The organism is Rhizobium sp. WSM1328, from assembly GCF_057653715.1.
This window is the reverse complement of record NZ_CM172788.1, coordinates 2,103,970-2,120,718: the sequence shown is the minus strand read 5'-3', so window position 1 is coordinate 2,120,718 and position 16,749 is coordinate 2,103,970. Positions and strand designations below refer to the sequence as shown.

Here is a 16,749-nt window from a genome sequence, read left to right as displayed (position 1 = left end):
TTGACAACTTGCTTTCGGTTGTCGACCGATAGCAATGGGGCAAGGCTCCGGCCTCAGCTTTTGTGTGCCGCTGATGTTTCCTATAGGAAACTTTTCTTCTTGGTTGATGGTATCGAGATACAATGCCGGACATACAACAACAGGCAGACGAAAAGGTGTTTGCCGGGCGCGCGCTTGTCGCTGGCTTCGCTACGGGGTCGATCGTATTCAGCGACACGGCGCTCAGCTTCTGGGGCGGCGTCGACTCCCAGACGGGAGAAGTCATCGACCGTCACCATCCCCTGTCGACACAGGTCCTGACAGGAAAGATTCTCGCCATCCCCGGCGGACGCGGTTCGTGTACGGGCAGCAGCGTGCTTATGGAGCTGATCATGAACGGGCACGCTCCCGCCGGCATCGTGGTCTCGCGCCAGGAGGAAATACTGTCGCTCGGAGTGATCGTCGCTGACGAAGTGTTCGGCCGATCGATCCCCGTTGTCCAGCTCTCCGAAGACGACTTCGCCGAGCTGCACTCTATCCCTGAAGTCACCCTCATCGGCGACAAGGTCATCGCGAGCTGGATCGAAACCGCCCCCGGTTTCGATGCCGCCGATCGCACCTATGGAAATTCGATAGCGCTGACATCGAGGGATCGGTCGGCTTTGAACGGGGAGATGGGCAAGGCTGTGCAGGTGGCAATGAGGGCCACGACGCGCATGGCTGAAATTCAGGGAGCGACGGAACTTATCGACATCTCCCAGGTCCACATCGATGGCTGCATCTACACCGGGCCGACCAGCCTGGAATTCGCGAAACGCATGCGGGACTGGGAGGGTAGGGTTGTCGTTCCAACGACCCTGAACTCGATATCGGTGGACCAGATGCGTTGGCGGGAGCAGGGCGTGTCTCCCGGCGTCGCCGGACCCGCATCCGAATTGGGTGAGGCTTACGCCTCCATGGGAGCACGAAAGACGTTCACCTGCGCGCCCTATCAGCTGTCGTCCGCACCCAGGCAGGGTGAGCAGGTGGCCTGGGCGGAGTCGAACGCCGTCGTATTCGCGAACAGTGTTTTGGGTGCTCGCACTGCCAAGTATCCTGACTACCTGGATCTGTGCATCGCTCTCACCGGGCGCGCGCCGCTGACCGGGCCGCATATCGCCGACAACAGGCGCGCCAGCCTCGTGGTCAATGTGTCGGGCTTCGTGTCTTGGGATGACATGGTCTACCCCATTCTCGGCTACCACATCGGCAAGCTTGTCGGAGATGAAATTCCGGTCGTGATCGGCCTCGAGACTTGGAAGCCGAATCTGGACGACCTAAAGGCGTTCGGGGCGGGTTTTGCGACGACATCAGGCTCTCCGATGTTCCATATCGTCGGTGTCACGCCGGAGGCCGACAGCCTTGAGAGCATTGTCGGAAGCAACATCAAGGCGAGCTACGAAATCTGTCCCAAGGACGTCGTTGCGGAGTGGAGGAAACTCAACGGCGGGTCTGTGGATGCCATCGAGTTCGTTGCGCTGGGCAATCCCCATTTCTCTTTCGACGAATGCGAGCGGCTGGCCGCGCTCTGCGAAGGCTTGGCGAAACATCCCGACGTCAAGGTTCTGGTTACCTGCAACCGTGCGACGTTCGAAAGGGCTTCCGCTGCGAATCTCGTCGGCAAATTGTCGGACTTCGGCGTAGAATTCGTAACCGATGCGTGCTGGTGCACACTTGCGGAGCCTGTCATCCCAAAATCGGTCGATACAATTATCACCAATTCCGCGAAGTTCGCTCACTACGGTCCCGGATTGACGGGTAAGGCGCTTCGGTTTGGCAGCCTGGCGGACTGCGTCGCTGCTGCTTGTCAGGGCGAGTTGAAGCCTGTTCGTCCCACATGGGACTGAACGGTTCCCGCCTGCCGATGGCCGATCAGACGGCCGTAATGAGCAGTTCAATCATCCGTCGGCCAACCCGCTGAAATTGTCGAACGGACTCTCAGAATTTGTAGCCGACCTGCAAGCCGGCGCGCGTCATGCCGTCGTTTGGCCCGTCGCAGAGATTGGCGTGCGAGGAATGGGCGACCTGGGCCATCACATTCCAGTGGGCGTTGAAACGATAGCCGGCGCCCAGATATTCGTGGAAAAGGACGCGACAGCCGAGTTCCGGACCGTCATCATCGCCGTCGAGCTCGCCGGTATGAATGACGCCGCCGAAGCCGGCTTCGGCAAAAAGCTTCTCGTTGAAATCGACCGTCCAGGTGAATCCGGTGAAGAACTGGGTGGCTTCGCCTGACGTGCCGATCGAGGTGCCGAGATGCACACGAGGATGCAGCAGCTGTTGCTGCCAGCCGACCGCCGTATCGTAGCCGAAGGGATCGAAGAGAGCGGTAATCTCCGGAAAGACGCCGTCTTCTCTGGAATGGCCCGATTGTACCGAGGCCGAGACGCCGAAGCGTAATTCATCAAATATCTGCTCGCCGGCAGTTGCCGAGCCCGCAACCGAGATGGCGGCTGCCGCTGCTAATGATGCCATACCCAAAAAACGCAACGCGATCTTTCCGAAGTCGACCCTCATTTGCTGTCCTTTGATTCGCGTCAGACGGGAACAACAAAGAGGTAACATGGAGGTTGAGTCGGTAAAGCGCTCCGAATAGGCGTCAGCGTTTTTTCCGATTTATGGCGTGTATTTGCAACACGTCATATTTCGCCATCATAGGCGGAGCCGCCGTTTTCCAGCAGACGGCGCAGGATCATCAGGCCCGAGATCAGTTCCTGCCCGGTCTTCGGCGAGGAAAAACCGATGCGAACGCGATGATAGGGCCTCTCTCCGCGCGCCGACTTGAACTCGTCCTCGTCGTCGACGAGCACGCCGTCGCGGAAGGCGGCATTCTTGAAGGTGCCGGACATCCAGGGTTCCGGCAGTTTCAGCCAGAGGAAGGGCGCGTGTACGTGCGATTCGAAATCGAAGCCCTGCAGCTGCTCGCGGGCGAGCCGGACCCGCCGGGAAAGTTCCTCGACACTTGCCTTGCGGATCTCGTGCGCCATGCCGCTTTCGACGAGGCGCGCACAGGTCTCCGCCAGAATGAACGGCAGACCGCCGGTGATCATCCTGTGCGTCACCTTGATGCGCTGGGCAAAATGCGGCGGGCAGGCGACCCAGCCACCGCGCACGCCGGCGGCGACCGATTTCGACAGGCCGTTGACGAGGAAGGTGCGATCGGGCGCAATCGAGGCGAGCAGCGGCGTATCGTCGTCGGCCATGCCGCCGTAGAGGTCGTCCTCGATCAGCCAGACACTATGTTTCCTGGCGATTGCGGCGATGGCCGCGCGCCGCTCATAGGGCATGATCGCCAGCGTCGGATTGTGGACGGTCGGCATCAGGAAGGCGATCTTCGGATGCTGCTGCTGACAGAGCCGCTCGAAATCCTCCGGGATCACGCCGAGTTCATCGGAATCGACCGTCAGCGTGCGGCGGCCGAGCAGGCGGGCGCTGCGGCTGACCTGGGTATAGGTGAGATCCTCGAAGACGATCTTGTCGCCCGGCGCCGAGACAGCGGCGATGACTGATATCGCCGCTGCATGAGCGCCGAGCGTCGGCACGATGTTTTCGACCTCCGGCGTCCAGCCGCTGCGGGCAAGCCACAGGCGGCCGGCCTCGAACCAGTTGCGCGGGAAGCTCCGGGAATAGGAGGAAATTTCGGCAAGATGCTGCTCGCCGATCTCGGCGAGGATGCCTGCTATGATCTTGCCCTGGCCGAGATCGGGAGCGGCTGTCGTGTCGAAGCGGATCTTGTTCGCCGGCGCATCCTGGACGCGGGTGCCGCCGAGCGAGACGGTTAGCGGATCGATCTGTTCGCCGGGCGGCGTTTCGGAGCGGTTCAGCACATAGGTGCCGCGCCCCACTTCGCCGGCGACCAGGCCGCGCTCATGCACCAGCGCATAGGCGCGGCCGATCGTGCCGATCGTCACGCCAATATCATAGGCGAGGTTGCGTTGCGGCGGCAGCTTGCTGCCGGCGGGCAGGGCGCCGCTTGATATGGCGGATTCGATGCTGTCGGCAAGCCGGAGATAGACCGGCCCGGAACCGCGGGAAATATCGGGAAGCCAATTTGTCATGGTGACAATTGTATATATTGGCACATTGTATCGGTCAAGCGTATGAGTCAATTCCAATGGCAAGCCGAGAGGATCCCTGGAATGTCTGCCTTACCTGAGATCAAAATGCCGATTGTACCGATTGTCTCTTACGAGGACAGGAGGCAGATCATCCTCCCCGCCGCGCCCGCCGAGGTGACGACGCGCCGGGGCCGGATCTGGGCTGCCATTCTTCTCTGGCATCAGAAGCGGGAAGGCCGGCGCGCGCTGAGGGAACTGACGGCGACCGCGCTCAAGGATATCGGCGTGTCGCAGTCCGATGCCGCGCGCGAAGTCGGCAAGTCATTTTTCTGGGACTGATCATTTTCGGGCTGCCGTATCATTCCTTAAATCGGAAGCGATTTCAGGAACATATGCGGCATTCAGGGTGTTGCAGCGCCCTTTGTGCGTCTTGGAAGACGCGCGGCGCCGTCAGCGGGACGATCAGCTGCAGGCCTTGTTGCCGCCGGACCAGCGATTGACGTCGGTGGTGATGCGGCCGGCGACCGGTTCCTGCATCATCGGACCGAAGGCCTGAAGGCGCGACGGGCTTCCCTCGGCCTGGACGACGAGCAGCGGCCGGCTTTCCGGGCTGCCCTTATGGACGAGCAGGATGCGCGGACGGCCGGAGAAGGAATTGAGCTCCGGCGCGAGCTTATAGGCTGCAAAGGCCGGATCGCCCGATTTGAACCAGCAGGCATTGGCGCCGAGCGCCACGCGTTCCATCGTCGGTAGAGCGGCGCGGTTCGGGCCTGTCGGTGCCGGCGTCTGGCAAGCTGCCACCGTGGTTGCGATGGCGGTCAACAGGGCGGCGTGTGCGACGGAGAGGCGAGGGCGCATCGATCTTGCTCCAGATCCGGATGAGAGGATTTTGAGTGCCGAGGTTTAGGCGGCGATGACGTCGAGCGCCGAGGCGAAGAGGCCGCGGCCGTCCGAGCCGCCATGGGCAGCCTCGATCAGGTTCTCGGGATGCGGCATCATGCCGAGCACGTTGCCCTTTTCGTTCATGACGGCGGCGATATCGTTGATCGAGCCGTTCGGGTTGGTGCCCTCGGCATAACGGAAGACTACCTGGCCATTGCCTTCGATCGCAGCCAACGTCGCATCGTCGGCGAAATAATTGCCGTCATGATGGGCGACCGGGCAGCGGATGACCTGGCCCTGCGCGTAGGCGCGGGTGAAGTCCGTCTCGGCATTGACGACTTCGAGCTTGATCTCGCGGCAGACGAATTTCAGCGAGGAATTGCGCATCAGCGCGCCGGGCAGCAGGCCAGCCTCGACGAGGATCTGGAAGCCGTTGCAGACGCCGAGCACCTTCACGCCCTTTGCAGCCTTGTCGATGATTGCCTGCATGACCGGCATGCGGGCGGCGATCGCGCCGCAGCGCAGATAATCGCCATAGGAAAAGCCGCCGGGGATGACGATCAGGTCGACATCGGGGAACTCGGTTTCCGTCTGCCAGATCGTTACCGGTGCCTGGCCGGAGATCTTGGTCAGGGCCGCGATCATGTCGCGGTCGCGGTTGAGGCCCGGAAGTTGAACGACGGCTGATTTCATAGGGTCCCTGCGTTTCGCGAAAGATATTGAACTGGAACGCTTTCAGCGAGCCATACTCCATTGTCGGAGACAAAGAAAGAATGACCTTCTGAAAACATGCGGGCCGCGTCCACACGTAGGATGATATGTTCACCCTTGCGGCGCGTTGCGACGATTTTCGCCGTTTCGACATCCGCCGACAGATGAATGTGGTGCCGCTGCATCTTCTTCAAGCCTTCGCGCTCGATCGACTGCCAGTTCGTCAGAGACGTGCCGTGAAAAAGAGCGGCGGGCGGTTCAACCTGGTTCAATGCGAGATCGACGTCGACGCTATGACCTTGGTTTGCGCGAATTCTGTTATCGGTAAGCGTAAAGCGCTTCTTCGGATTGTTCTCGACAATCTCGATGATATCGGCGCGGGAAACGTCGTATTTCGACGCCAACGCTTTTTCGAGTTCGTCAAACGACACCCAACCCTCGCTATCAAGCGTCAAGCCCGCAGCATCAGGCGCATGACGCAAAACATAGCTCATATATTTCGAGACTTCCGTCTCCAGCTTTGCTTTCATCATGACGCCAAATCCTCAAAGTCCGCCAGACGACGGGTCTGTGATCATCAGTCGATCGCGATTGCGTAGTTCTCGATCACCGTGTTGGCGAGCAGTTTTTCGCACATGGCCTTGAGGTCAGCCTCGGCCTTGCCCTTGTCGGCGCCTTCCAATTCCAGGTCGAAGACTTTGCCTTGTCTTACATGGCCGACGCCCGAGAAGCCGAGGGCGCCAAGCGCACCCTCGATAGCCTTGCCCTGCGGATCGAGAACGCCGTTTTTCAGCGTGACGGTGACACGAGCCTTGATCACTTTGTCTTTCCTGCCTTACTTGACGAGAACCGGGCCGGTGCCGCGCACAGGCTCGTTTTCATTGATGATGCCGAGACGGCGCGCGACTTCGGAATAGGCTTCGAGCAACCCGCCGAGGTCACGGCGGAAGCGGTCCTTGTCCATCTTCTCGTGGGTTTCGATATCCCAGAGCCGGCAGCTGTCCGGCGAGATCTCGTCGGCGAGGATGATGCGCATCATATCGCCTTCGAAGAGGCGGCCGCATTCGATCTTGAAATCGACGAGCTGGATGCCGACGCCGAGGAAGAGGCCGGTCATGAAGTCGTTGACGCGAATGGCAAGCGCCATGATGTCATCGAGTTCGGCGGGGTTTGCCCAGCCGAAGGCGGTGATGTGCTCTTCGGAGACCATCGGATCGTCGAGCGCGTCGGACTTGTAATAGAATTCGATGATCGAGCGCGGCAGCACGACGCCTTCGTCGATGCCGAGCCGCTTGGCGAGAGAACCGGCCGCGACATTGCGCACGACGATCTCCAGCGGGATCATCTCCACTTCCTTGATCAACTGCTCGCGCATGTTGAGCCGGCGGATGAAATGAGTAGGGATGCCGATCTTGTTCAGATGGCTGAAGATATATTCGCAGATGCGGTTGTTGAGGACGCCCTTGCCATCGATGACTTCGTGTTTCTTCTTGTTGAAGGCAGTGGCATCGTCCTTGAAGAACTGGATCAAAGTACCCGGTTCCGGGCCCTCATACAGAATCTTTGCCTTGCCCTCGTAGATACGGCGGCGACGGTTCATCGTGGTCATTCTCTGTTGTTGGCGCTCTTGGGATAGCGCGAGTGGATCTATCTCGTGGCGTCCCCTTAAAGGAAAAGAGATGGTTTCACAATCCGCCTGTCGCTCCTTCCCTGGTTTCCGGATTTCGCGGCCCGGTTTCCGATTTTACGGAATACTGCCAAGAGAATCGAATGAATTCGCAAGACCAGTTTAGCGCCTTTTCCTCTACGGTGGAATGAAGGCGAAATGGCGGGCCGCTTATGCAGGTTTTTATTTGGCGGCTCTGCCTGGCAGGGCGCGGCGAAGCTGCGCCTGCAAGGCGCGAGCGGCGATTTGCCCGTGGCGCCAGCTTCCGGCGCGGATGAAGGAGGGGATCTGCATGGCCGGCATCGGCCGGGCGAGCGCGTAGCCCTGCAGCGTGTCACAGTCGAGTTCTTCGAGAATGCGGATATGCTCCGCCGTCTCGACGCCCTCGGCGATGACGAGGATGTTCAGCGAGCGACCGATATCGATGATCGAGCCGACCAGTTTGCGCTGCTCTGCCGATTGCGGCAGCATGCGGATCAGCTCGCGGTCGATCTTCAGCGTCTTCGGGCTCAGGCGCAGCAGGCTGACGATCGAGGCATGGCCGGTGCCGAAATCGTCGATCTGGATGTCGATGCCGAGCTTGCGCAGCTTTTTCAGGTTGGCGACCACCGCCTCGTCGCAATCGTCGAGCGAGATCGATTCCAGCAGCTCGAAGGAGAAGGTGCCGGGCTCAATCTTCAAGGCGCGGAGCTTTTTGCCCAGATCGGGATCGGCGAGCCGCCTGGCGGAGACGTTGACCGATATCTTCGGGATCGGCAGCCCGTCCTTCAGCCACACCTTCCGGTCGGCAATGGCACGCTCCAGGATGAGGGCGTCGATAGTCGAGACGACGTCGAGATCCTCTGCAATGTCGAGGAAGCGGTCGGGCGTCAGCAGCCCGTGCACAGGGTGCTGCCAGCGGGCAAGTGTTTCGACGCCTGCGACATCGAGCGTGCGGGCATCGAACTGCAGCTGATAGAAAGGCACGAATTCATTGCGCTCAAGACCGATCAAGATCTCGTCGGCAAGGTGCTTGGCGGAGATGATGTCGCGGCGGGCAGCGGCCGAGAAGAATTCGAAGCGGTTGCGGCCTAGGCCCTTGGCACGGTAGAGGGCGATATCGGCGTCGAGCAGCATCTGCTTGGCGTCGAGCGTCGGTCCGCTATCGATGGCGATGCCGATGCTGGCGCCGAAACGGCAATCGTGTCCCTCATATCTGACGGGTTTGCGCAATTCGCGGATGACACGTTCGGCAAGACTGGCGATCTTCTTCGATGCGGGATCGACGATGCAGAGGATGACGAATTCGTCGCCGCCGATGCGGGCCACGAAGTCGACGGCGCGGACGGACGTTCTCAGCACGCTTGCGGCATGCTGCAGCATGGCATCGCCGGCCCGGTGGCCGAGCGTGTCGTTGATCTGCTTGAAGCGGTCGAGATCGATATGCAGGATCGCCATCGCCATGCCCTTGGCCCGGCATTCGGCCGCACGCTCGTCCAGCATCTTGTCGAGATAGCGGCGGTTCGGCAGGCCGGTGAGGTAATCGTGCAACGCCAGATGCTCGATGCTCTCCTTGGCGGCTTCGAGCTCGCGGTTGCGCGCCTCGGCCAGATCCTTGGCACGGCGCAGCTCGTTGCGCAGTGCGACTTCCTCGGTGACGTCCCAGTTGGCGCCGATCAGCTTGCGGTGGCCGTTGCCGTCGATGAAGAAGGCCGAGCGGGCGCGGATGACGCGTTCGGCGCCGTCGCCGCGGATGATGCGGTATTCCTGCTGGAAATCACTGCCGCTTTCGACGCTACGGTCCGACAAGCCAAGCACACGCTCGCGGTCGTCGGGATGCAGGCTTTTCGCCCAGGCGTCGCTGGCGATCTGGCGTGAGGCGCCCTGCAGCCCGTAAATGGCAATGAGGCGGTCGTCCCATTCGACGGTATCATGCTCGATATCCGCCTCGAAGACGCCGATGCGGGAAATCTCCAGCGCCAGATCGAGCCGGCGCGACAAACGCGACAGCGTCTCCTCGGCCTGCTTGCGGGCGGTGATATCGGTATCCGTGCCGACGATGCGCGTCGGCACGCCATTCTCGTCCCATTCCACGCAGGCGCCGCGACACTCGATCCAGACCCAGTGGCCATCCTTGTGACGCTCGCGATATTCGAAGATCTGGTAATGCGGATCGCCGGCATTCTGCCGGTCGATCGCATGGACGACGAAATCGCGATCATCGGGATGGACCAACTGCAGCCAGGTATCGTATTCGCCGGCGGCTTCTTCGTCGGGTGCCATGCCGCGGATGGTTTTCCACGTCTGCGAGTAATATTTCCGGTCGAGACGGTAGTTGTGATCCCATACGCCAAGGCCCGAGCCGACGAGCGCATGGTTCCAGCGGGTTTCCCGCTCTGCCAGGTCGGAATCGTCGGTCGGCCCATTGCCGATACCTGCCTCAGCCGCATCGCCATGCGGATCACCGGCCTCTGGATGGGCTTTCTTCACGGGCATTCTCGCTTATCTCACCTCGGCGCAGTCTGCTGTCATTCCATTAAGAAAGACTTAGAAAGCACTTGCTCAACAAGCGGGATAGCGCCTTTTCCTCGATCAGGGGGAGAGCCGGCCGAGGAACTGGGCAAAGACCATGGTGCCTTCTGGCCACGGGCCGTGACCGGAATCGGCATTGATATGACCGGACTCGCCGGCATCGACGAGGAAGGAGCCCCAGCTGCTGGCGACATCGTCGGCATGCTCGTAGCTGCCGAACGGATCGTTGCGGCTGGCCACCGTGATCGACGGGAAGGGCAGCGGATCGCGCGGATAGGGGCCGAAAGTCATCAGGTGCTTCGGGCGAATGTCGGGATTGGCAACATCGGGCGGGGCGACCAGGAAAGCGCCCGCCACGCGGTTGCGGAAATGCGGGATGGCGTGGATCACCGAAGGCACGCCCAGCGAATGGGCGACGAGGACGACCGGGCGGGTCGAGGCGTTCACCTCCTCGGCGATGCGGGCGATCCAGTCCTCGCGGACCGGCTTCGTCCATTCGGCCTGTTCGACGCGCCGCGCCGTGCTGAGCTTTGCCTCCCAGCGGCTTTGCCAGTGGCTCGGGCCGGAATTGGTGTAACCGGGGATGATGAGGATATCTGCGTCTGAGGCTTTCATAGTGCCGCCGATGTGAGAAAGCTGGTCCAAGATGTCAAGAGGGAGTGTCAAGGGAGAGAGCGACACAGGCGTTGAAAGTTGCTATATTGCTCCAGTGCCGGTTGCGGAATTCGTATCGGCTTGCCCGCCGATGCTGTCCGCCGCCGATCAGGTCTCGGCTGAGGAGGAGAAAACCATGGCGGCATTTCATGTCATGACGGGTGCCAGCGAAAGCTTGGCGCGGCCCGTTGTCAATCGCATCGGTATCGCTGACGTCTTCGACGCGCTAAAGCGCGGATACGAAGATTTCATGGAGAAACCGTCCCATTATGTGTTCCTGTGCCTGATGTACCCGATCGCCGGCGTCTTCCTGACGCTGTGGACCTCGGGCGCCAACCTTTTGCCGATGGTCTTCCCGCTGATGGCGGGTTTCGTGCTGATCGGCCCGATCGCAGCGATTGGCCTCTATGAGATCAGCCGCCGGCGCGAGGCCGGCCTCGACGCGTCCTGGACGCATGCGCTGGACGTACGCCATTCACCGGCGCTGCCGTCGATTGTCGCGGTCGGGCTGATGCTCTGCGGCCTCTTCGTCGTCTGGCTGGTGACGGCGCAGACGCTCTATAGCAATCTGCTCGGCGAGGTCTTTCCGCGCAGCATGGGGGATTTCTTCCGCCAGGTCTTCGGCACGTCAGAGGGCATGCAGTTGATCATCTGGGGCAATCTCACCGGCTTCGTCTTTGCGCTCGTCGTGCTGGCGATGACCGTGATCACCTTTCCGCTGCTGCTCGACCGCGATGTCGGGGCAGTCGCTGCCGTCACGGCGTCGATCCGCGCGACGATTCTCAATCCGGTGCCGGTGCTGCTCTGGGGCCTGATTGTCGCCGCGCTACTCCTCATCGGCACGATCCCGGTCTTTGCCGGGCTTGCGCTCGTCATCCCGATCCTCGGCCATGCGACCTGGCATCTCTATCGCAAGCTGATTGCGCGGGAAGCCACAGCGTAACCACGGCGCTTTCTGCGGGGAATCCCGGACCGGGAGGAATCTCGATTCCGGGGGGAACCTCGAACCTGCCTCGGAGTTTGTTTAGCCGAGAGCATGATGTCGTCGGCATCGTGCTCTGGAGACTTCGAGGGAGGATCTTTGAGGTGACGATGAAGCATCTGTTTGCCCACTTCGCAACCAAGGTATCGGAATGGGCGGGCAAGCCTGTCATCTTCATCCTGGCACTGATTGCCGTCGTCATCTGGGCGGCACTCGGCCCCTTCTTCGACTATTCGGAAACCTGGCAGCTGGTCATCAATACCGGCACGACGATCGTCACTTTCCTGATGGTCTTCGTGCTGCAGAACGCCCAAACGCGCGACACCAGGGCGATCCAGGCAAAGCTCAACGAAATCATCCTGACCAGCCATGCCGAGAACCGTTTCATCGGCATCGAGAATCTCGACGAGGAAGAACTGAAACGTCTCGACGAGCTGGTCGCGAAGGCCGCAAAGGGCAGGGGTGAGAGGGAGGCTTGCTGGACATCGGACTCAACCGAAGCAGCGAATGCGGCGCCGTCGAAAAAGGCGGAGGTGCGCAAACGACGGGTTTCAGCCAAGCCGGTGAAGCAGAGGTAGAGATCGGTCGGCTATTTTTACCAGGCTTATCTTTCCTGCATCGCTTCCGATCCGATCTCCGCTAACGCAAGAGATATTCAAGGATGCGCCGGCTGCCAGTCTTGACTTCAACGGTGACGGACATGCCCGGCGAAAGCGCCAGGCCCAATGCTTCGGCAGTGAAGTCGCCGGGGTATAAGCATGCAGGCCTGACAAAGCTCCCTAAACCCTGTCAGTCAACGACAGTTACACGGGCAGTGATCTCCCAAACGCCAGCCTCAGACTCGCTCGACTCTCGCAACTTGATTTTATCGGATCCAGTGAACTTGGCGCCTGGCGTATAGTAGACCACAGCTCCCTCGACCTGGCGGCCATTGCATTTGAAGCGGGGATTGCTTCGCTTGAAAATCGGAAACACCTTTTCATGGACGATTTGAATCTCTCCATGTTTGCCGCCGTCCAGAATCTTTAGACGCGGCACAGCGGCCAAGCTGCAGTCGGGATTCACAAATGACGATTGATAAATGATGGTTCGACTGCCGGAGATGACTGTAGCGGAAGTATTTACCTTTTTGATCTCCTGCGCTTGGGCATGTCCCCCGGCAATGAGAAGAAGGGCCGAACCCAAAAGTCCGTATCGGATGTTCATGGAATTCTCACCAGTATTGAAATTGGGTTCTGGGGCAGGCGGCATCATAAGATTACGATACCGGCCGCCAACGCAGCATGACTATTCGACAACCGTAATATTCAGCACCCCTTCGGTGACAATGCCGTTTTTATCGGACGTGCGAATTACAATTCTGTCCTTGCCGACAAAGCCCTTGTCAGATGTATAGTACCCTACCGTGGTAGGTACCTTTGTGCCATTGCACTTCTTATATTCACCCTTGCCATGGGGGAACGCGAGTTCGCGCAGGCTCTCCACGTTGCCATGTTTTGGGGCCTCGCGGATGCGGACCTCGGGTACAACTTTCGCGCTACAGTCAGGGTTGAGGCTGAAGGCAACGCCAATCTTGGTGCGCTCGCCGCTCGCCACGCTGATATTCCTTTGGTAATGCGACAATCCATCCGGACCGGTCGTCGTGCAACTCGCCAATGCTGCACTGGCGCACATCGTGGCAACCGACAGAATGAATGCTTTCTTCATGAGAACCTCTGTTGTCATTGTTGATATTGTGTTTTGGGCGGCACGCATCACCGCGTCAGCGGCTGAAATCCGGTCATAGCGAATTGTGAAGCAGGGGGCGACTTTCACCTCTCATCAAATCCAAAAACGCGAAATGCGTCGGCCGGGCGTGGGGATATCATCATCACTGAGATCCAAAGCGCTACTTCCGAAGCAGGCGTCGAGCTTATCGCTCGCTTCCATCGATAAACACCGATCTCAAGCCCGCTTACGCTCCTCCAAACACGCGCCGGAAGATCGTGTCGACGTGTTTCGTGTGGTAGCCGAGGTCGAATTTTTCGCGGATGTCTTCCTCCGAGAGGGCAGCGCGGACTTCGGCATCGGCGAGCAGCTCTTCCAGGAAATCCTTGCCCTGTTCCCAGACCTTCATGGCGTTGCGCTGGACGAGGCGATAGGCATCCTCGCGGGAAGTGCCGGCCTGGGTCAGTGCCAGCAGGACGCGCTGCGAATGGACGAGGCCGCGGAACTTGTTGAGGTTCTTCTCCATGTTCTCGGGATAGACCAGCAGCTTTTCGATGACGCCGGCAAGCCGCGACAGGGCGAAATCGAGCGTCACGGTGGCATCGGGGCCGATCATGCGCTCGACAGAGGAATGCGAGATATCGCGCTCGTGCCAGAGGGCGACGTTTTCCATCGCCGGCATGGCGTAGGAACGGACCATGCGGGCAAGGCCGGTCAGGTTTTCGGTCAGAACCGGGTTGCGCTTGTGCGGCATGGCCGAAGAGCCCTTCTGGCCGGGGGAGAAATATTCCTCGGCTTCCAGCACCTCGGTGCGCTGCAGGTGGCGGATTTCGGTCGCCAGCCGCTCGATCGAGGAGGCGACGACGCCGAGCGTGGCGAAATACATGGCGTGACGGTCGCGCGGGATGACCTGCGTCGAGACCGGCTCGGCCTTCAGGCCGAGGGCTTCTGCGACATGTTCCTCGACGCGCGGATCGATATTGGCGAAGGTACCGACGGCGCCTGAGATGGCGCAGGTCGCGACTTCCTCGCGGGCGGCGACGAGACGCTGGCGGCAGCGCTCGAATTCGGCATAGGCAAGCGCCAGCTTGACGCCGAAGGTGGTGGGCTCGGCATGGATGCCGTGCGAACGGCCGATGGTGACGGTTTCCTTATGTTCGAAGGCGCGGCTTTTCAGCGCTTCGAGCAGCCGGTCGATATCGGCAAGCAGGATGTCGGTGGCGCGTACCAGCTGGACGTTGAAGCAGGTGTCGAGCACGTCGGACGAGGTCATGCCCTGGTGGACGAAGCGCGCATCCGGGCCGACGATCTCGGCGAGATGGGTGAGGAAGGCGATGACGTCGTGTTTGGTGACGGCCTCGATCTCGTCGATGCGGTCGACGTCGAAGGTGGCGGCGCCGCCTTTCTCCCAGATTGTCTTTGCAGCCGATTTCGGGATGACGCCGAGTTCGGCCAGCGCGTCGCAGGCATGCGCCTCGATCTCGAACCAGATGCGGAACTTGGTTTCGGGAGACCAGATGGCGACCATTTCGGGCCGGGAATAACGCGAGATCATGGGCGGCTGCCTTTCAAGAGGTTTGTTAGCGCCCCTGTAGCAAAGACAGGCGGCAATCTCAACGCATGCGTTTGGCAAGATGATAGCTGCTTGCGACAAGGCAGACGAGGCCGAGCGGCAGGAAGAGGCGCAGGCCGATCACCAGGAACTGATAGACTGCGCTGATACTGGTGAAGACGAACTGGAAAGCCCAGACGATACTGCCGAAGGGCGCATGCCAGCGCGAATAGAAGATCCGGTATTCCATGGCGAAGAGGAAGGCGGTCATCAGGATCGTGGCCGCTGTCAGCGTCACGAAAAAAGCGGCAAAACGCGTTTCCAGCGGCCTGTCAAAGGCAAGGAAGCGGGCAACCGGCAGGGCGAACGGCCAGGCGAACAGGCCGCCGGCGAAATAGAGTGCGGCGATCTCGGCAAGGCGGCTCGTCTGCAGGCCGTTGCGCAGGTAAAGGCCGAGCATTGCGGCGGCAAGCATCTGCATGCCCCAAAGCAACGCACCGGCAATCAGATCGGGATAGGGCGGCCGTGCAGCTCTTAGACGATCCATCCTGGGGCGATCCGTCCTCGGGCGATCCATGCTCAGGGATGAACCGGAACGGCAATCCAGCGTCCGTTCCTGTCGGCATCGAAGGCCAGGACGAGGGCGATGTGAACCTGGTTTCCGGCCTCCGGCTGATAGACCACGGCGCCGCCGATCCGGTATTCGACGGAACATACGCGCTCGGCCGGAACTGCGGTGGCCTGGCGCGCCGCCTGCCGGTTCGGAGCGCCTTCCTTCTCGATCATCTGCAGGCTGAAGCTGATGACCCGCTTGTCGACTGCAGCGCAATCCTTCGGCGTCGGCACCGGCATCTCGCCGAGCGAGAGCGTGTAAGGCGCTTTCGGCGGGCCGTCGGTCGCAAGCGTCGTGTAGCGGATCGTCTTCGAAGGGGAGCCGAGTTCGGTCGGCGGATTGAAGGCGGCGATCAGGCCGGGATTGGTCAGGAGATCGTATTTGTCCATCTGGCTGCGCGCCGCCGTCAGGTTCTGCCGCCGCGCCTTGGAGAGATTGGCGTCCTTATCGGTCAGTTCGGTATGGAAGGGCGTGCCCTCGAGATAGTGGCCGTCTTCGGTATCGATGAAATAGGTGTTGGAGTAGGGAAGGTTGCCGCTCTCCTCGATGCCGAACTCCTGAAATCCAAAGACCTTGCCGTCCGCGGAAAAGCCGATCGGCTGGATATTGGCGATGTCGCCGGCAAGTGACAGGCCGGGCAGGCCGGCAAATGCGGCAGCAAGCATGCCACCGATGATCAGACGTTTGTTCATGCTCGTGCCCCTTCGGCTGCCTGACGCAGATCGGCGACAGTCCGGCGATAATCCTCGACCGTATCGCCCTTGAAAATTGCCGAGCCGGCGACCAGAACGTTGCCGCCCGCCCGCGCGATCGCAGGCGCCGTTTCCACCGTGACGCCGCCGTCGACCTGGAGTTCGATCGGCCGGTCACCGATCAGTGATTTCGCCGCCGCGATCTTCTTCGCCATCGCCGGAATGAATTTCTGCCCGCCGAAACCTGGATTGACCGACATGATCAGGATGAGATCGACATCGTCGAGCACGTTTTCGATAGCGCTGAGCGGCGTCGCCGGATTGATCGTCACGCCAACCTTCTTGCCGAGATTGCGGATGGTCTGCAGCGAGCGGTGCAGATGCGGTCCGGCTTCGGCATGGACGGTGATACGGTCGCAGCCGGCCTTGGCGAAGGCTTCGAGATAGTCGTCGACCGGCGAGATCATCAGGTGGCAGTCGAAGGTGGCCGATGTATAGGAGCGCAGCGACTTGATGACATCGGGGCCGAAGGAGATGTTCGGCACGAAATGCCCATCCATCACGTCGAGATGGATCCAGTCGGCGCCGGCGGCCGTCACGTCGCGCACCTCCTCGCCGAGCCTGGCGAAATCCGCCGCGAGGATCGAGGGGGCAATGCGAATGGGCAGCGTCATCAAATCTTACTCCGTATGGGCCGCCATTT

Annotated in this window: 19 protein-coding genes; 4 read left to right on the top strand and 15 right to left on the bottom strand. The window is 60.6% G+C overall.

What is annotated here, in order from left to right; all coding sequences use genetic code 11:
- The first annotated feature begins 122 nt into the window (after positions 1-122).
- Positions 123-1,865: a cis-3-hydroxy-L-proline dehydratase gene (gene lhpI / locus AC2444_RS10870; protein WP_012757633.1), complete on the top strand. Its 1,743-nt coding sequence runs from the start codon at positions 123-125 to the stop codon at positions 1,863-1,865.
- A 91-nt stretch (positions 1,866-1,956) separates the two neighbouring features.
- Here lhpI and AC2444_RS10865 read toward each other — a convergent pair whose 3' ends face one another.
- Positions 1,957-2,535: an acyloxyacyl hydrolase gene (locus AC2444_RS10865; protein WP_012757632.1), complete on the bottom strand. Its 579-nt coding sequence runs from the start codon at positions 2,533-2,535 to the stop codon at positions 1,957-1,959.
- Positions 2,536-2,657: 122 nt separating this feature from the next.
- Positions 2,658-4,076 carry an aminotransferase-like domain-containing protein gene (locus tag AC2444_RS10860; RefSeq protein WP_012757631.1) on the bottom strand — a complete coding sequence of 473 codons (1,419 nt, stop codon included), beginning with the start codon at positions 4,074-4,076 and terminating at the stop codon, positions 2,658-2,660.
- An 81-nt stretch (positions 4,077-4,157) separates the two neighbouring features.
- Between AC2444_RS10860 and AC2444_RS10855 the strand changes: the two genes are divergently transcribed.
- Positions 4,158-4,415 carry a DUF1127 domain-containing protein gene (locus tag AC2444_RS10855; RefSeq protein ID WP_012757630.1) on the top strand — a complete coding sequence of 86 codons (258 nt, stop codon included), beginning with the start codon at positions 4,158-4,160 and terminating at the stop codon, positions 4,413-4,415.
- 123 nt (positions 4,416-4,538) lie between these two features.
- Here the strand turns inward: AC2444_RS10855 and AC2444_RS10850 are convergent, their stop codons facing one another.
- From AC2444_RS10850 to AC2444_RS10820, 7 genes are all read right to left on the bottom strand, one after another.
- A complete protein-coding gene (locus tag AC2444_RS10850) occupies positions 4,539-4,934 on the bottom strand; it encodes a hypothetical protein (RefSeq protein ID WP_012757629.1) in 396 nt (131 codons plus the stop codon).
- A 45-nt stretch (positions 4,935-4,979) separates the two neighbouring features.
- On the bottom strand, positions 4,980-5,651 hold the full coding sequence (gene purQ / locus AC2444_RS10845; RefSeq protein ID WP_012757628.1) for a phosphoribosylformylglycinamidine synthase subunit PurQ: 672 nt from the start codon (positions 5,649-5,651) through the stop codon (positions 4,980-4,982).
- Positions 5,648-6,202: an RNA 2'-phosphotransferase gene (locus AC2444_RS10840; protein ID WP_012757627.1), complete on the bottom strand. Its 555-nt coding sequence runs from the start codon at positions 6,200-6,202 to the stop codon at positions 5,648-5,650. The genes purQ and AC2444_RS10840 overlap by 4 nt, the downstream gene beginning before the upstream one ends.
- A gap of 44 nt (positions 6,203-6,246) precedes the next feature.
- Complete coding sequence (gene purS, locus AC2444_RS10835) at positions 6,247-6,489, bottom strand: phosphoribosylformylglycinamidine synthase subunit PurS (protein WP_012757626.1); 243 nt, start codon at positions 6,487-6,489, stop codon at positions 6,247-6,249.
- Positions 6,490-6,504: 15 nt separating this feature from the next.
- Complete coding sequence (gene purC / locus AC2444_RS10830) at positions 6,505-7,269, bottom strand: phosphoribosylaminoimidazolesuccinocarboxamide synthase (protein WP_003540062.1); 765 nt, start codon at positions 7,267-7,269, stop codon at positions 6,505-6,507.
- A gap of 249 nt (positions 7,270-7,518) precedes the next feature.
- The gene (locus AC2444_RS10825) at positions 7,519-9,810 is read right to left on the bottom strand and encodes a putative bifunctional diguanylate cyclase/phosphodiesterase (RefSeq protein WP_012757625.1); all 2,292 of its coding nucleotides are present in this window, start codon (positions 9,808-9,810) and stop codon (positions 7,519-7,521) included.
- Between the two features lie 96 nt (positions 9,811-9,906).
- Positions 9,907-10,461, bottom strand: coding sequence for an alpha/beta hydrolase (locus AC2444_RS10820; RefSeq protein WP_012757624.1), 555 nt, complete (start codon positions 10,459-10,461; stop codon positions 9,907-9,909).
- A 175-nt stretch (positions 10,462-10,636) separates the two neighbouring features.
- Here AC2444_RS10820 and AC2444_RS10815 point away from each other — a divergent pair, with 175 nt between their 5' ends.
- Together AC2444_RS10815 and AC2444_RS10810 are read left to right on the top strand one after the other, a co-directional pair.
- Positions 10,637-11,443, top strand: a complete 807-nt coding sequence (locus tag AC2444_RS10815) for a DUF2189 domain-containing protein (RefSeq protein ID WP_012757623.1) — start codon at positions 10,637-10,639, stop codon at positions 11,441-11,443.
- Between the two features lie 149 nt (positions 11,444-11,592).
- Positions 11,593-12,060 (top strand): low affinity iron permease family protein, encoded by a 468-nt coding sequence (locus AC2444_RS10810; protein WP_012757622.1) that lies wholly within the window; start codon positions 11,593-11,595, stop codon positions 12,058-12,060.
- A 211-nt stretch (positions 12,061-12,271) separates the two neighbouring features.
- Here AC2444_RS10810 and AC2444_RS10805 read toward each other — a convergent pair whose 3' ends face one another.
- The 6 genes from AC2444_RS10805 to rpe form a co-directional block, all read right to left on the bottom strand.
- Complete coding sequence (locus AC2444_RS10805; RefSeq protein ID WP_012757621.1) at positions 12,272-12,688, bottom strand: hypothetical protein; 417 nt, start codon at positions 12,686-12,688, stop codon at positions 12,272-12,274.
- A gap of 81 nt (positions 12,689-12,769) precedes the next feature.
- Complete coding sequence (locus AC2444_RS10800) at positions 12,770-13,189, bottom strand: hypothetical protein (protein WP_012757620.1); 420 nt, start codon at positions 13,187-13,189, stop codon at positions 12,770-12,772.
- 247 nt (positions 13,190-13,436) lie between these two features.
- Positions 13,437-14,744, bottom strand: a complete 1,308-nt coding sequence (gene purB, locus AC2444_RS10795; RefSeq protein WP_012757619.1) for an adenylosuccinate lyase — start codon at positions 14,742-14,744, stop codon at positions 13,437-13,439.
- 58 nt (positions 14,745-14,802) lie between these two features.
- Positions 14,803-15,288, bottom strand: a complete 486-nt coding sequence (locus AC2444_RS10790; protein WP_012757618.1) for a hypothetical protein — start codon at positions 15,286-15,288, stop codon at positions 14,803-14,805.
- Between the two features lie 32 nt (positions 15,289-15,320).
- Positions 15,321-16,046, bottom strand: coding sequence for a DUF2259 domain-containing protein (locus AC2444_RS10785; protein ID WP_012757617.1), 726 nt, complete (start codon positions 16,044-16,046; stop codon positions 15,321-15,323).
- Positions 16,043-16,720 (bottom strand): ribulose-phosphate 3-epimerase, encoded by a 678-nt coding sequence (gene rpe / locus AC2444_RS10780; protein ID WP_012757616.1) that lies wholly within the window; start codon positions 16,718-16,720, stop codon positions 16,043-16,045. Before rpe ends, AC2444_RS10785 begins: the two co-directional genes overlap by 4 nt.
- Positions 16,721-16,749 lie beyond the last annotated feature (29 nt).